The organism is Rhodoferax sp. MLSD5-FHT05B10 (assembly GCF_058793415.1).
Genome location: NZ_JBXAFT010000009.1, coordinates 25,409 through 41,513, shown reverse-complemented (window position 1 = coordinate 41,513; position 16,105 = coordinate 25,409). Strand labels below are relative to the sequence as shown.

Genomic DNA, 16,105 nt, shown 5'->3' with positions numbered 1-16,105 from the left:
CCTTTATAATCTCCGTTTACCACCTCCCTGAGCGTTATCAGCTCCCCCTGACATGACCAAATTTGTCTTCGTCACCGGCGGTGTGGTGTCCTCCCTTGGAAAGGGAATCGCCTCAGCCTCCCTCGCTGCGATTTTGGAATCGCGGGGCCTTACAGTCACTTTAATCAAGCTCGATCCCTACCTCAACGTGGATCCGGGGACCATGTCCCCGCTGCAGCACGGTGAAGTGTTCGTCACCGATGACGGCGCCGAAACCGACCTCGATCTGGGCCACTATGAGCGATTCATCGAATCGCGCATGCGCAAGGCCAACAACTTCACCACCGGCCAGATCTATAAGAGCGTGCTCGACAAGGAACGCCGCGGCGACTACCTGGGCAAGACCGTGCAGGTCATCCCCCACGTCACCAACGAAATCCAGGAATTCGTCAAGCGCGGCGCGCGTTTTGGCGAGCCCGACGCGGTGGATGTGGCCATCGTGGAAATTGGCGGCACCGTGGGCGACATCGAGTCCCTGCCCTTCCTGGAGGCCGTGCGCCAGATGAGCCTGAAGCTCGGCCCCAACAACAGCGCTTTCGTGCACCTGAGCTACCTGCCCTGGATTGCCGCGGCCGGCGAGCTCAAGACCAAGCCGACCCAGCACACGGCCAAGCAGCTGCGCGAGATCGGCATCCAGGCCGACGTGCTGCTGTGCCGCGCCGACCGCCCGATTCCAGACGAGGAGCGCGCCAAGATCTCCCTGTTCTCCAACGTGCCCGAGTGGGGCGTGATCTCCATGTGGGACGTGGATACCATCTACAAGGTGCCGCGCATGCTGCACGAGCAGGGGCTGGACGGCCTCATCTGCGACAAGCTGCGCCTGAACACGCCTCCGGCCAACCTCAAGCGCTGGGACGACCTGGTGTTTGAAACCGAGCACCCCCAGGGCGAAGTCACCATTGCCATGGTGGGCAAGTATGTGGACCTGTCCGACAGCTACAAGTCGGTCAACGAGGCCCTGCGCCACGCCGGCATGAAGAACCATGTGCGCGTGAAGATCGAGCACGTGGATTCGGAAACCATCACCGAGGACACCGTTTCGCGCTTGGCCAAGTACGACGCCATCCTGGTGCCCGGGGGCTTTGGCAAGCGCGGCATCGAAGGCAAGATCAGCACCGCCCGCTTCGCCCGCGAGAACAAGGTGCCCTACCTGGGCATCTGCTTAGGGATGCAGGTTGCCACCATCGAGTTCGCCCGCCATGTGGCCGGCCTCAAGGACGCCAACAGCACCGAATTCGACCCCGCCTGCCCCAACCCGGTGATCGCCCTGATCACCGAATGGAAGGACGCCGACGGCACCATCAAGACCCGCAACGCCAACTCTGACCTGGGCGGCACCATGCGCCTGGGCGCACAGAGTTCCGATGTCGCCAAGGGCACGCTGGCCCATAAGATCTATGGCGACGTGGTGACCGAACGCCACCGCCACCGCTACGAAGCCAACGTGAACTACCTGGACACACTGCGCAAGGCGGGCCTGGTCATTTCCGCGCTGACACAGCGCGAGCACCTGACCGAGGTGGTCGAGTTGCCGCAGGCCACCCACCCCTGGTTCATGGGCGTGCAGTTCCACCCCGAGTTCAAGTCCACACCCTGGAACGGCCACCCGCTGTTCAATGCCTTCATCAAGGCGGCGCTGGACCGCCAGAACGCGGGCAAGGCCCTGAAGGCGGTTGCATAACATGAAGCTATGTGGGTTTGATATTGGACTGGAGCACCGGTTTTTCCTGATTGCCGGCCCCTGCGTCATCGAGTCCGAGCAGCTGCAGATGGATACGGCCGGCACGCTCAAGGAAATCACCAGCGCGCTGGGCATTCCCTTCATCTTCAAGAGCAGCTTCGACAAGGCCAACCGCTCCAGCGGCAGCACCTTCCGCGGTCCCGGCATCGACAAGGGGCTGGAGATCCTGGCCAAGGTCAAGCGCGAGCTGGGCCTGCCGGTGCTGACCGACGTGCATGACGAAGCGCAGATTGCGCAGGTCGCCTCTGTGGTGGATGTGCTGCAGACCCCCGCTTTCCTGTGCCGCCAGACCGACTTCATCCGGGCTGTGGCCCAGAGTGGCAAGCCCGTGAACATCAAGAAGGGGCAGTTCCTCGCGCCGCATGACATGAAGAACGTCATCGACAAGGCCCGTGCCGCCGCCCGCGAAAAGGGCCTGCCCGAGGACGCCTTCATGGCCTGCGAACGCGGCGCCAGCTTCGGCTACAACAATCTGGTGAGCGACATGCGCTCACTGGCCATCATGCGCGAGACCGGTGCCCCGGTGGTGTTTGACGCCACGCATTCGGTGCAGTTGCCCGGTGGCCAGGGCACCAGCAGCGGCGGCCAGCGCGAGATGGTTCCGGTGCTGGCCCGCGCGGCCGTGGCCGTGGGCGTGGCCGGCCTGTTCATGGAAACCCACCCAGACCCCGCCAAGGCCATGAGCGACGGCCCCAACGCCGTGCCCCTCAAACACATGAAAGCCCTGCTGGAAACCTTGGTCGACCTGGACCGCGTGACCAAGAAGAACGGCTTTCTGGAAAACCATTTCGGCGCCTGACCCCTCTGCCACCCAGTTTTTGATTTTTTATTTAAGGAAGAAACGCAATGAGTGCAATTGTTGACATCGTCGGCCGCGAGATCCTGGATTCGCGCGGCAACCCCACCGTGGAATGCGACGTGCTGCTGGAATCCGGCACCATGGGCCGCGCGGCCGTGCCATCGGGTGCGTCCACCGGTTCGCGCGAAGCCATCGAACTGCGCGACGGCGACAAGAAACGCTACGGCGGCAAGGGTGTCCTGAAGGCAGTGGAATTCATCAACACCGAAATTTCCGAGGCCGTGCTGGGCCTGGACGCCTCCGAACAGGCCTTCCTGGACCAGACCCTGATCGACCTGGACGGCACCGACAACAAGAGCCGCCTGGGTGCCAACGCCATGCTGGCCGTGTCCATGGCCGTGGCCCGCGCCGCCGCCGAAGAGTCCGGCCTGCCCCTGTACCGCTACTTTGGCGGCATGGGCCGCATGCAGATGCCGGTCCCCATGATGAACGTGGTCAACGGCGGCGCGCACGCCAACAACAACCTCGACCTGCAAGAGCTGATGATCATTCCCGTGGGCGCACCGAGCTTCCGCGAAGCCATCCGCTACGGCGCCGAAGTGTTCCATGCCCTGAAGAAGATCCTGCACGACAAGGGCATGAGCATTGCGGTCGGCGACGAAGGTGGCTTTGCCCCCAACGTGCCCAGCCACGAAGCGGCCATCCAGATGATCCTGGAAGCCATCGACAAGGCCGGCTTTGTGGCCGGAGAGCAAGTTGCCCTGGGCCTGGACTGCGCCGCCTCCGAGTTCTACAAGGACGGCAAATACGTGCTGGCTGGCGAAGGCCTGACGCTGGACGCCCAGGAGTGGACCAACATCCTGGCCACCTGGGTCGACAAGTACCCCATCATCAGCATCGAAGACGGCATGGCCGAAGGCGACTGGGACGGCTGGAAGCTGCTGACCGACCGCCTGGGCAAGAAAGTGCAGATCGTTGGTGACGACCTGTTCGTCACCAACACCAAGATCCTCAAGGAAGGCATCGACAAGGGCATCGCCAACTCGATCCTCATCAAGATCAACCAGATCGGCACCCTGACCGAAACCTTCGAAGCCATCGAGATGGCCAAGCGCGCCGGCTACACCGCCGTCATCAGCCACCGCTCCGGCGAGACCGAAGACAGCACCATTGCGGATATCGCCGTGGGCACCAACGCGGGCCAGATCAAGACCGGTTCCCTGAGCCGTTCTGACCGCATGGCCAAGTACAACCAGCTGCTGCGCATCGAAGAAGACCTGGGTGACATCGCCAGCTACCCTGGCCGTGCGGCGTTTTACAACCTGAAGTAACCGCTTCGTGGGCGCTCGCCTCGTTCCTGCCGCCTTGATTGCCCTGCTCGTCATCGTGCACGGGCAATTGTGGTTTGGCCGGGGCAGCGTGCCCAATGTGTCCCATTTGACGGGACAGCTGGAAGAGCAAAAGCGCCACAACGCGCAGGCGGCCCAGGTCAACGAGCGCCTGGCAGCGGAAATCAACGACCTGCACGAGGGCCTGGAAATCGTCGAGGAGAAGGCCCGCGCCGAGCTCGGCATGGTCAAGTCCAACGAGATTTACGTCCAGGTCGCCAAATAGCGCGCCCGGACGTCCGCCCCCTGCACCCTGGTTAGTGCGGCTCCGTGCCCCCTGGCACCCGGAGCACCGCAGCGGTAAAGAGCTGGGCTGCGTCCACCGCGTCAAACCGGTACTGGGCACCGCAGAACTCGCACGCCACCTCAATGTCGGCGCGTTCCGCCAGAATGCCCTGGGCCTCTTCCTGGCCCAACCCCACGATCATCTTGCCCACCCGTTCGCGGCTGCACGTGCAGGCAAAGTGCGGCGCCGTGTCGCCCACCAGGGGCTCAAAGCGGGTGATCTGCTCCTCCCAGAACAGGCGGCGCAAGATGGTGTCCACATCCAGCGTCAGCAGTTCGTCGCGCTGCAGGCTGCCCGCCAGAATGGCGATACGGTTGTAGTGCTCGTTCAGACCGATCTGGTCCTCATTTTCCTTGCTGACCATGCTGCCGGCCAGGTTGCCGGAACCTGCCATGGGCAGGCGCTGGATCAGCAGACCCGCAGCCACCTGGTCGTTGGCGGCCAGCACCAGTGTGGTGTCAAGCTGCTCGCTCTGCAGCATGTAGTGTTCCAGCACGGCGCTGAGTTTTTCGAGCTTGTGCCCGTGGTCGTCAAACAGGGGCACAACCCCCTGGTACGGTTGCTGGCCGGGAAACTTGCTGTTGGGGTCCAGCGTGATGGCGCAGCGCCCGGCGTTGGCCACGTTGACCATCTGGCTCAGGGTGGTGGTGGGTTCGACGCTGCCGATCACCGTCGCCGTGGCCCGCAGCGCCAGATCCGGCTGCACCTCGACGACGGCCAGCTTGACCGGTCCATCGCCAAAGATCTGCAGGGTCAGCGAGCCGTCAAACTTGATGTTGGACTGCATTAGCGCCGCCGCGGCCACCATCTCGCCCAGCATGTCGCGCACCGGCTCGGCATAAGCACCGGTGCTGCTGTTGGAGGCCCGCCGCCGCAGGATCTCGGTCCAGGTATCGGTCAGCCGCACCACCATGCCGCGCACCGGCAAACCATCGAACAGGAATTTGTGAAGTTCAGACACGCTCTGCGCTCGCTTATGCAATTTTCTTGAGACCGGCCTTGAAGCGGCGCGCGTTCTCGATGTAATGAAGGGCACTCATCTTGAGGCCGTCTTGCTGGGCTTGTGTCAGCTCGCGCACGGCTTTGGCAGGGCTGCCGATGATCATGGAGCCGTCCGGGAATTCCTTGCCTTCCGTCACCAGGGCGCCCGCGCCCACAATGCAGCCCTTGCCGATCTTGGCGCCATTGAGCACCACGGCGCCGATGCCGATGAGCGAGCCGTCGCCGATGCTGCAACCATGCAGCATCACCTTGTGCCCCACCGTCACGTTGTCCCCCACGACCAGCGGCTTGCCGATATCGGCGTGGAGCACGCTGGCGTCCTGGATATTGGAGCCCCGGCCGATCTGGATGGTTTCGGTGTCGCCGCGGATCACCACGCCAAACCAGACGCTGGCATCCTCCGCCAGCTCCACATTGCCCATCACCTGCGCACTGTCCGCCACCCAGGCAGACTCCGCCACGCGAGGGCTGATGTGGTCAAGTTCGTAAATAGCCATGGTATTTCCTGATGTTTCCTGTGATTGTCCGAAAAGGGGAATACCTAGAATTGTAGGTTTGGAACCGAAGCACGGCACCCTGGAGGCTTTTTGAAGCCAAGTTGCAGGCTTGGGTCGGGTTAACCTGATCCCTTTCTGCCCCACACCCGGCTATCCTCCACGTCACTGGATAAACTGTTATTGGCGAATTCCCCGGCTCCGACCCGCTATCGCAAACCAAAGGCAAAGGCGCGAACCCCATGAACAACCTGAAGATATCGACCCGACTCGTCATGCTGGTCTGCATGCTTTCGCTCATGCTGATTGCTGGTGCCGCCATGGGCCTGTATGGCATCGCCAAGGCCAACGATGCGCTGAATTCGGTGTATGTGGACCGCATGCAACCCGTCACGCAGCTCGACGAGATCATGCGGGTCACGTTGCGCAACCAGTTGCTGGTGTCCAACTCGCTGGCGGAATCCGATCCCGGGAACATCAAGAAAAACCTGGAGGAAATTGATGCCAACGTGATCAGCAGCGCCAAGCTGTGGGATGCCTATATGGCCACCAAGATGGACGACAAGGAAGCGGCCCTTGCCAAGGCCTTTGTCGTGGACCGCACAACCGCGCTGCAACAGGGCATGAAGCCCACACTCGACGCCCTGCGCGACCTGAACCTGATCGAGGCTCGCCAGCTGAGCAACGAAAAGCTGAGCCCGCTGTACGACAAGATGCGCGCCAGCCTGGTGCCCCTGCAGAAGCTGCAGATGGAAGTCGCCACCGAAGAATACGACACCGCCGTCCAGCGCTACACGATCATCCGCAACCTGGCCGTGTTCTCCCTGGCTGCGGGCCTGCCCTTTGCCGCCTTCCTGAGCTTCCTGCTCATCCGCGGCCTCTCGCGTGCGCTGGAGAAAGCCGTTGAGGTGGCCTACGCCGTGGCACAAGGCGACTTGACCCAGACCATTGAGGTTCGGGGCGACAACGAAATGGCGCGCCTGATGAAGGCACTCACGGCCATGAGTGAATCGCTGATCAAGGTCGTCAGCTCCGTGCGCCAGGGCTCCGACGGCGTGGCCACGGCCAGCGCCGAAATCGCCCAAGGCAACAACGACCTCTCGGCCCGCACCGAGCAGCAGGCCAGCGCCCTGGAGCAGACCGCCGCCTCTATGGAGGAGCTGGGCTCCACCGTCAAGCAAAACGCCGACAGCGCCCGCCAGGCCAACCAGCTGGCCATGAACGCCTCCACCGTCGCCGTCAAGGGCGGCGAGGTCGTCGGTCAGGTGGTCGACACCATGAAGGGCATCAACGAGTCCAGCCGCAAGATCTCCGACATCATCAGCGTGATCGACGGCATTGCCTTTCAGACCAACATCCTGGCCCTGAACGCGGCCGTGGAAGCGGCCCGCGCTGGCGAGCAGGGCCGCGGCTTTGCCGTGGTGGCATCGGAAGTGCGCTCGCTGGCCGGACGTTCGGCCGAGGCCGCCAAGGAGATCAAGAACCTCATTGGCGCCAGCGTGGAGCGGGTGGAGCACGGCACGGCCCTGGTGGACCAGGCCGGCATCACCATGACCGAGGTGGTCAGCAGCATCAAGCGGGTCACCGACATCATGGGCGAGATCAGCGCGGCCAGCGCCGAGCAGTCAGCCGGGGTCAACCAGGTGGGCGAGGCGGTGACGCAGATGGACCAGGCCACGCAGCAGAATGCAGCGCTGGTGGAGGAGATGGCGGCGGCAGCCTCCAGCCTCAAGAGCCAGGCCCAAGAACTGGTGCAGACGGTGGCGGTGTTCAAGCTGTCGGAAAACGACGTCCGATCGGCCAGCCCGGTCATCGCTCCGGCGGTGCGGCTGGCACCTGCGCGCGCAGCGGTCCCCCTGCCTAGCGCCTACAAGGGCACCGAGCGCCGTACCGGGACCCCGTCCTTGGGCCACGCCCCCGCCCCCCTTGCCAGCAAGGCCGCGGGTAGCGCGGGCGTGGGAATCAACCTGGACAACGCCATTGAGGCCCACGCCAACTGGCGCGCCAAATTGCGCAACGCGGCGTCCCGCAAGGAAACCATGGATGCCGAAGTGGCAGGATGCGACGACCGCTGCGAACTGGGTAAATGGCTGTACGGCTCGGGGCAGAAAAGTTTTGGCGGCAAGCCGTCCTTCGTGAGCCTCATCGAGGCCCACCGTGAATTTCACCAGGAAGCTGGCAAGGTCGCCCAACTGATCAACCAGGGTGCCTACGCCGAAGCAGAGCAGCAACTGTTCAACGACACCAACTTCTCCCGCGCATCCCAAAAGGTGGAAGCTGCCGTGGTGCATTTGAAAAACGAGCTCAAGAAGGCGCCGGCTGCACCGATCGCCCAGCCGGGCACGGCAACGGCCAGACCGGCCCCCAAAGTGGCCGTGAAGGCGGCCCGGGCGGCGAGCGACGACGACTGGGAGACTTTTTAAGGAACCGCACCGTCGTTCTGAAGCAGGGGAATAACAGGGTGGCAGCAGTTTGCTATAAATAATATAGCTGCCAACGCAGTGTTTATGGAAGGATGCGGCATATTTCATGCGTAAATATGCCGACGGCTTTGGCACCGCCAAGCCCCGGGCCGCCTGGCACAGGAGGCCGCGGCGTGGCTGTGCCCGAATAAAGTCAGCACCATCCATCTGCCACGACGCCTACCCCCGCCCAACCCATGACCCACCGGGACTCCCCACCAGAACCCCGCTTCAGCTATCCCACGGTGGTGGCGATTGCGGTGTTTCTGGTCGCTGCGCTGGTGTCCAGCGCCCTGATCTGGAAGCAGGAGCAGCGGACCGAGCGCGAGAAGCGGCTGCGCATCGCCGCGCTGGCCAACGACCACGCCAACGCCATCCAGACAGCCATGGACCGGGCTCTGTCGGTGACCTACGCGCTGTCCGCTCTGGTGCGCCAGGGCAAGGGCCAGGTACCGGACTTCGAGAGCCTGGCCTCGGAAATGCTGCGCCTGTACCCGGGCGTCTCGGTTCTGGGCCTGGCGCCCGGCGGCATCATCCAGCGGGTGGTTCCCCTGTCCGGCAATGAAAAGTCCATCGGTTTCAACACCCTGCAAGACCCCATTCAGGGCACGGAAACCCGAAAGGCCATAGAGACCGGCCGGCTCACGCTGGCCGGCCCGGTCAACCTGGTGCAGGGTGGACAGGGTGTGGTCGGCCGCCTGCCCATCTTTCTGGACGATGCTGAAGGCAAGCCGGTCTTCTGGGGGCTCACCTATGCCGTCATCCGGTTTCCGCAGGCGCTGTCGGCCGTGCGGATCAACCAGTTGCAGGAACACGGACTGCACTACGCCTTGTGGCGCACCGCCCCGGATACGGGCGTCCGGCAGGTCATTCTGGCTTCGACCCCCGCCGAACTGGACGCTCCGGTCGAACAGTCCCTGTCCTTGCCCAACGGGCAATGGACGCTGAGCGTGGCCCCCATTGGCGGCTGGCGCGACACCCGCACGCTGGCCCTCCAGATAGTGCTCGGACTGGTCTTCAGCCTGACCGTGGCCTACACCGCCAAGCTGATGCTCGACCTGAAGGCGCACGAAAAAGGCCAGGAGGCCCTGATCGCCGAACGCACCCGCGCCATTGCCGCCTCGCAAAACAAGCTGCAGGCCACGCTGGACGCCATTCCTGACCTCATGGTGGAAATCGGGCTTGATGGCACCTGCCACGACTTCCATGCGCCGCGCGTGGAGGAAAACGTCCCGCGTGCCAATTTTCTGGTGGGCAAGAAAGTGTCCGACGTCCTGCCGGCGGATGCCGCCCATGCCGTGATGTCGGCGCTGCAGGAGGCCGCGCAGCACGGTCATGTCGACCAGCAGGAGTTTTTCCTGCAGCTGCCCCAGGGCACCCTCTGGTTCGAAATATCCGTGGCCCGCAAGGTCAACGAATCCGGCGCAGAGCCCCGTTTCATCCTGCTCTCGCGCAACATCACGCAACGCAAGCAGACGGAATCCGAATTGCGGGTGGCCGCCACCGCATTCAACTCCCAGGAAGGCATGGCCATCACCGGCACCAACAAGGTCATTCTGCGTGTCAATCCGGCTTTCACCGCCATCACCGGCTATGGCCCCGACGAAGCCAGCGGCAGAAGCCTGAACTTCCTCAACTCCGGGCGCCACGACGCCGCGTTCTACGCCAGCATGTGGGCCAGCGTCCACGCAACCGGGGTCTGGCACGGAGAGGTCTGGAACCGGCGGAAAAATGGGGAAATCTACCCCGACTGGCGCACCATCACCGCCGTCAAGGACGAACACGGCGCAATCACCCACTATGTCAACAGCTTCACGGACATCACCCAGCGCAAGGTCACCGAAGAAGAGATCAACAAGCTCGCTTTTTACGACCCGCTGACCGGCCTGCCCAACCGCAGACTGCTGCTGGATCGTCTGCGCCAGGCACTGGCGGTCAGCAGCCGCAGCGGGCGCCACGGCGCCCTGCAGTTCATCGACCTGGACAATTTCAAGACCCTCAACGACACTCTCGGTCACGACATGGGAGACCGGTTGCTGCAGCAGGTGGCACAGCGGTTGACGGCATGCATGCGCCAGGGCGACACCGTGGCCCGGCTCGGTGGCGACGAATTCGTGGTCATGCTCGAAGAGCTCAGCACCAGCCGGGAAGAGGCGGCCGCCCACGCCGAAGTGGTGGGCGAGAAGATTCTGGCAACCATCAACCTGCCCTACCGCCTGGCGGGGCTGGAGTACCACATCACGCCCAGCATCGGCATCACGCTATACAGCGGCAACCAGGAAAGCACCGACGAGTTGCTCAAGCAGGCTGACCTGGCCATGTACCAGGCCAAGTCTGCAGGGCGCAACACCCTGCGCTTCTTCGATCCCGCCATGCAGGCCGTGGTCACGGCACGGGCGGCGCTGGAGTCCGATATCCGCCAGGGCATTCTCAAGGCGCAGTTCCTGCTGTACTACCAGCCCCAGATCAACCGCAGTGGCCAGGCCATCGGCGCCGAAGCCCTGCTGCGCTGGCCGCACCCCATGCGGGGCATGGTCTCGCCGATGGAATTCATTGGCTTGGCCGAGGACACCGGCCTGATTCTGCCCTTGGGCAACTGGGTCATGGAAACGGCCTGTTCCCAACTGGCCGCATGGGCCCGGCAGGAGCGCATGCAGCACCTCACACTGGCCGTCAATGTCAGTGCGCGCCAGTTCCGACAGCAGGATTTCGTGCCGTATGTGCTGGACCTGCTCAGCTATACAGGCGCCAACCCGCACCGGCTGAAGCTGGAACTCACCGAAAGTCTGCTGGTCAACGACGTCGAAGACACCATCGCCAAGATGACTGCGCTACGCGAACACGGGGTCGGGTTCTCGCTGGACGACTTCGGAACCGGCTATTCGTCCCTGTCCTACCTCAAGCGCCTGCCCCTGGACCAGCTCAAAATCGACCAGTCCTTTGTGCGCGATCTGATGACCGACCTCAACGACGCGTCCATTGCGCGTACGGTCATTGCCCTGGGCCACAGCCTGGGCCTGACCGTGATTGCCGAGGGCGTGGAAACGGCGGCGCAGCAGGATTTTCTGGCCCAGCAAGGCTGTGACGCCTACCAGGGCTACCTGTTTGGCCGCCCCATGCCACTGGCCGATTTCGACCGGTACATGCACGCGGGCTGACCGGGACCGCCGGGCTCAGCCACGCGGGTGGTGCTGCGCATGCAGTGCCGCCAGGCGCTCGCGAGCCACATGGGTATAGATGGTGGTGGTGGAAATGTCGGCGTGCCCCAGCAGCATCTGCACGGCCCGCAGATCGGCTCCGTGGTTGAGCAGGTGCGTGGCAAAGGCATGGCGCAGCGTATGCGGTGACAGCGGCGCCCGGATGTGTGCCGCCAGGGCGTATTTCTTCACCACCATCCAGAACATCACGCGCGACATGGCGCTGCCCGGGTTGGCACCCCGCACGGTCACGAACAGGTCATCGGTCTGCTTGCCGGCCAGCAGCTCGGCCCGGGGCCCGCCCAGGTACTGGCGCAGCCAGACGCTGGCCACCTCGCCAAAGGGCACCAGCCGCTCCTTGCTCCCCTTGCCCATCACGCGCAGCACGTTGTCGTTCAGGCCCAGGTTGAAAGTCTTGAGCGTCACCAACTCGCTCACCCGCAAACCGCTGGCATACATCAGTTCCAGCATGGTGCGGTCACGCACGCCCAGCGCCGTGGCGGTATCGGGTGCCGCCAACAGGGCTTCCACCTGCGCCTCGGTCAGGGTCTTGGGCACCCGCAACGCCTGCTTGGCCGACTGCAGCTGCAGGGTGGGGTCGGCGTCCACCAAGTGCTCGCGCAGGGCCCAGCGGAAGTAGCGCTTGAACACCGTCAGCCGGCGATTGGCAGTCGTTGCCTTGGTGGTGCTGTGGCGGTCGGAAAAATAGGCCTGCAGGTCCGGCTCGCGGGTCTGCAACAGGGTGCGCGACCGCTGCGCCAGCCAGTTGGCGTACACCGCCAGGTCGCGCCGGTACGCCGCCAGGGTGTTCTTCGACAGCCCTTCCTCCAGCCAGAGGGCATCGATGAAGGCGTCAATATCCGCCAGACTGGCGCCACCGGCCGCATGCAACCGCGTCATTCCAGCCGCAGCTTGGCGGACTCCACCACCTTCTTGTAGACCTCGTACTCGGCCTTGATCTGGGCCGCAAACTGCTCCGGGGTGTTGCCCACGATCAGGGAGCCCGTGTCTTCAATACGTTTGCGCACCGCGGGGTCTTCCAGTACCTTGCGCACGCCGGCGTTGATCTTGTCCACCACATCCTTGGGCATGCCCTTGGGACCGTAGATGCCGTAGAACGCCATGCGGTTGGCGGGCTCCAGCCCTACCTCCTTGAACGTGGGCACCTGGGGCAACTGGGACAAGCGCTGCGGCGCCGCCACCACGATGGGGACCAGCTTGTGGGCCTGGATGAAGGGCATGGCAGACGGCATGTTGTCGAAGATCATGGGCACTTGGCCCGCCACGGTGTCGTTCAGCGCCGGGCCGGCACCCCGGTACGGGATATGGGTGATGAAAACACCCGTCAGGCTCTTGAACAGCTCGGTCTGCAAATGGCCAATGCCTCCCGTGCCCGAAGTCGCATACGAGTATTTCCCCGGATGGCTGTTCAACTCTGCCAGGAAGCTTTTGTAATCCTTGGCCGGGAAGCTGGGATGCACCGCAATCACGTTGGGCGTGGCCGCCACGTTGATGACGGGCGTAAAGTCGGTCAACGGGCTGTAGGGGTTGCGGGGGTTGATGGCCGGGTTGGCCGCCACGGTGGACACGGTGGCCATGCCCAGCGCATAGCCGTCGGGCGCGGCCTTGGCCGTCTCGTTGGCGCCCACCACGCCACCGCCGCCGGCCTTGTTTTCCACAATCACACTCTGGCCCAGCACTTTTCCCAGCGGGTCTGCAATCACCCGCGCAATGATGTCGGTGGTGCCTCCGGGTGCGAAGGGAACCTGCAACTTGATAACCCGGTTGGGATAGCCCTGGGCCAGCGCGGCACCGGCAAGGGTAGCGATACCCAACGTGACAAGCGTACGGCGATACATGGTGGCGATTCTCCTGCGTAAGAGGTACGGACCCTGGAACCAGGGTGCATGGTAACCCGGCACCGGTCAGGCGACCACTGCCCGCGGCAACGCGACCGTAATGGACGTCGTGTTGGCGTCGTCCGAGACATCCAGCACGATTTGACCCGCCTGGGCCTCGGCCAACAGCTTGGCGGAATAGGTCCCCAGCCCGGTTCCCCCCTGCTTGCCCCGGGTCACGAACTTGTCGAAGAAGCGTCCCCGGATATCCGCCGGCACGGCGCCGGTGTTCACGATCACAACCTGCAGCGGATCGCCGTCCACCAGCGTCACCGACACCGTACCGTTCGGCGGTGCGGCTTCGCAGGCATTCTTGATCAGGTTCTGGAACAACGAGTAACACAGCATGGCGTCGCCTGTAGCCAGCGGCGAAGTACCACCCGCTGCGGGCTCGGCATTCACGGTCAGGGCCAGGTGCTTGTCCGCAAACGCAGCCTGCGATATTTCAGCGATGCGCCGCAGGATGTCGCCCAGCTTCACGGGCTTGGCATCCAGGGTGAAGCGGCCGGTCTCGATCTTGAACAGCTCGGACGAGAGGTTGCTCATGTCCAGCACCTGCAGGGCCGTCTCCTCCACCATGCGCAGCTGTTCGGTCAGCTTGTCGCGGCCCATGGATTCATCTTCGACCAGCGTCTGCACCAGGCCAATGATGCCTGCCAGCGGCCCCTTCATGTCGTGGCGGGTGATCTGCTCCACATCCTCGCGCAGACGGGCCGCGTCCATCATGCCGTCGTAGTCGGCCTGCAGTTGCTTGCGCAACTCCACGTAGCGCATGAAATTGCGCACCCGCAACTTGAGCACTTCCGGATCGATGGGCTTGCTGACAAAATCCACCGCCCCCAGCTCCAGCCCCTTCAGGCGCGCTTCCTCGCCCGTCATGCCGGTGACGAAAATGACGGGAATGGTCTCGGCGACCGGGTGCTCGCGCATGCGCCGCGCCACCTCAAACCCGTCCATATCCGGCATCATGATGTCCAGCAGGACCAGGTCAGGCGGATCATCGGAGCAGCAGATCTCCAGCGCCTTCGCGCCGTTGTTGGCAATGCGCACGCGGTAGGCGTCCTGGAACAGGTGCGAGAGCAGGTGCAGGTTGTCGGGAGTATCGTCAACCACCAGGATGGTGGGCGGACGCAATGCCTTGGCCGGCGGAACCACACCACCCGCAGCCGTGCCCACGGGGGATGCGTCGGGTGCCGCATCGGCTGCGCCAAACATCTTGCGGGGCTTCCAGGCCAGTGCCTTTTCCACCCGCCTGGCCAGACGCTCGGCCGTGTAGGGCTTGAGCAGCAGGTCGCTGACACCGCAGGCAATGGCCTCCGCCACGCGCTCGCGCTCGGCCTCGGCCGTGATCATGACAAAGGGAACGCCATAGAGCCTGGCGTCGGAACGTACGGCCTTGAGCAGCTCCAGGCCCGACATGTTCGGCATGTTCCAGTCCGAGAGCACCATGTCAACGCGCCGCTTTTGCAGCATCCGCAAGGCCTCGGCGCCATTGTTGGCGGTAACCACCTCGTCCACACCCAATGCACGCAACTGGGACGCCGTCACTTTGCGCATGATTTCGAAATCATCGACCACCATGAACACGGATTGCTTGGGAAATTTCATGGATTCATTCCTGCGACCTGATTACTCGGCGGCGATGGGCTCGACCACCGCAACCGCTCCATACGCCTCTTTTTGGGCCATGTCACCATCGCTGTCGGCAAAACGCATGGCGGTCGCCCGGAAGACCTCCTGCAGGGCCATGAAGGCGTCGACGATGTCGGGATCGAAATGCGACGCCCTGCCGCTGTGGATGATTTGAACCGCCTTCTCGTGCGGCATGCCGTCCTTGTAGACACGCCGGCTGATGAGCGCGTCGTACACGTCGGCCAGCGCCATCAGGCGCGCCGAGATCGGTATGGCATCGCCGCACAGTCCCTGCGGGTACCCGGTGCCGTCCCATTTCTCATGGTGCGACAGCGCAATTTCCTTGGCCATGCGCAGAAACTCCACGTCGGTTCCCAGCGAGCGCTCGGCGCACTCAATGGCATTGCGGCCCAGCGTGGTGTGCGTCTTCATGATCTCGAACTCTTGCGGCTCAAAGCGGCCCGGCTTCAGCAGGATGCGGTCCGGGATGCCGACCTTGCCGATGTCATGCAACGGGGCCGACTTGAACAGCACCGAGATGGTCCGTTCCGTCAGAAAGTCCGAGAAGCGCGGGTGGTCACGCAATTTTTCCGCCAGCGCCTGAACGTAATGCTGGGTACGGCGAATGTGGTTTCCGGTGTCGCTGTCCCGTGTTTCGGCCAGGGACGCCATCGCCTGGATGGTCACATCCTGGATGGCGGCAACCTCACGCGTACGCTTGGCAACCTCCTGCTCCAGGTAGTCGTTCTGGTCCCGCAGGAAGTCGGCAGACGCCTTCAGCGCCAGATGGGTCTTGACCCGCGCCATGACAATCGGCGAGCTCACCGGCTTGGTGATGTAGTCCACCGCCCCCAGTTCGAGGCCTTTGCGCTCGTCCTCCATTTCCGCTTTCGCCGTGAGGAAGATCACCGGAATGTCCCGCGTCCCCGCCGTGGCCTTGAGGCGCTGGCACACCTCGTAGCCATTCATTCCCGGCATCATGACGTCAAGCAGGATCAGGTCAGGCGGGTTGCTTTCGGCGAGCCTGAGCGCACGCTCCCCGCTGTTGGCCACCCGCACGGTGTAGTGGTCCCGCAGGAGAACGCTCATCAGGGCCAGGTTGTCGGGTGTGTCATCCACCACCATGACGGTGGCTTTGCCTGAAAGATCGGTGGTAGTCATGCCATG

Annotated in this window: 12 protein-coding genes; 6 read left to right on the top strand and 6 right to left on the bottom strand. The window is 63.6% G+C overall.

From position 1 onward, the window contains the following. The first annotated feature begins 52 nt into the window (after positions 1 to 52). The 4 genes from pyrG to AC1Q5W_RS14120 are packed head-to-tail and all read left to right on the top strand — an operon-like array spanning position 53 to position 4,193. Positions 53 to 1,720, top strand: coding sequence for a CTP synthase (pyrG, locus tag AC1Q5W_RS14135; RefSeq protein ID WP_492643520.1), 1,668 nt, complete (start codon positions 53 to 55; stop codon positions 1,718 to 1,720). A gap of 1 nt (position 1,721) precedes the next feature. Next, positions 1,722 to 2,579: a 3-deoxy-8-phosphooctulonate synthase gene (gene kdsA / locus AC1Q5W_RS14130; protein WP_492643521.1), complete on the top strand. Its 858-nt coding sequence runs from the start codon at positions 1,722 to 1,724 to the stop codon at positions 2,577 to 2,579. Positions 2,580 to 2,626: 47 nt separating this feature from the next. Further along, complete coding sequence (gene eno, locus AC1Q5W_RS14125; protein WP_492643522.1) at positions 2,627 to 3,910, top strand: phosphopyruvate hydratase; 1,284 nt, start codon at positions 2,627 to 2,629, stop codon at positions 3,908 to 3,910. A gap of 7 nt (positions 3,911 to 3,917) precedes the next feature. Further along, entirely contained in the window at positions 3,918 to 4,193 is a 276-nt protein-coding gene (locus AC1Q5W_RS14120) for a septum formation initiator family protein (RefSeq protein WP_492643523.1), read from the top strand. A 31-nt stretch (positions 4,194 to 4,224) separates the two neighbouring features. Here the strand turns inward: AC1Q5W_RS14120 and hslO are convergent, their stop codons facing one another. Continuing rightward, positions 4,225 to 5,214 carry an Hsp33 family molecular chaperone HslO gene (gene hslO / locus AC1Q5W_RS14115; protein ID WP_492643524.1) on the bottom strand — a complete coding sequence of 330 codons (990 nt, stop codon included), beginning with the start codon at positions 5,212 to 5,214 and terminating at the stop codon, positions 4,225 to 4,227. A gap of 13 nt (positions 5,215 to 5,227) precedes the next feature. Further along, on the bottom strand, positions 5,228 to 5,752 hold the full coding sequence (locus AC1Q5W_RS14110) for a gamma carbonic anhydrase family protein (protein WP_492643525.1): 525 nt from the start codon (positions 5,750 to 5,752) through the stop codon (positions 5,228 to 5,230). Positions 5,753 to 5,991: 239 nt separating this feature from the next. Between AC1Q5W_RS14110 and AC1Q5W_RS14105 the strand changes: the two genes are divergently transcribed. Continuing rightward, on the top strand, positions 5,992 to 8,172 hold the full coding sequence (locus tag AC1Q5W_RS14105) for a methyl-accepting chemotaxis protein (protein ID WP_492643526.1): 2,181 nt from the start codon (positions 5,992 to 5,994) through the stop codon (positions 8,170 to 8,172). Between the two features lie 236 nt (positions 8,173 to 8,408). Beyond that, positions 8,409 to 11,369 (top strand): bifunctional diguanylate cyclase/phosphodiesterase, encoded by a 2,961-nt coding sequence (locus AC1Q5W_RS14100; RefSeq protein ID WP_492643527.1) that lies wholly within the window; start codon positions 8,409 to 8,411, stop codon positions 11,367 to 11,369. Positions 11,370 to 11,384: 15 nt separating this feature from the next. Here the strand turns inward: AC1Q5W_RS14100 and xerD are convergent, their stop codons facing one another. From xerD to AC1Q5W_RS14080, 4 genes are all read right to left on the bottom strand, one after another. Then, the gene (gene xerD / locus AC1Q5W_RS14095; protein ID WP_492643528.1) at positions 11,385 to 12,308 is read right to left on the bottom strand and encodes a site-specific tyrosine recombinase XerD; all 924 of its coding nucleotides are present in this window, start codon (positions 12,306 to 12,308) and stop codon (positions 11,385 to 11,387) included. Next, entirely contained in the window at positions 12,305 to 13,267 is a 963-nt protein-coding gene (locus AC1Q5W_RS14090; protein WP_492643529.1) for a tripartite tricarboxylate transporter substrate binding protein BugE, read from the bottom strand. Before AC1Q5W_RS14090 ends, xerD begins: the two co-directional genes overlap by 4 nt. Positions 13,268 to 13,333: 66 nt before the next feature. Beyond that, on the bottom strand, positions 13,334 to 14,914 hold the full coding sequence (locus tag AC1Q5W_RS14085) for an ATP-binding response regulator (RefSeq protein WP_492643530.1): 1,581 nt from the start codon (positions 14,912 to 14,914) through the stop codon (positions 13,334 to 13,336). Positions 14,915 to 14,935: 21 nt separating this feature from the next. Continuing rightward, complete coding sequence (locus AC1Q5W_RS14080; protein ID WP_492643531.1) at positions 14,936 to 16,099, bottom strand: response regulator; 1,164 nt, start codon at positions 16,097 to 16,099, stop codon at positions 14,936 to 14,938. Between the last annotated feature and the right edge of the window lie 6 nt (positions 16,100 to 16,105).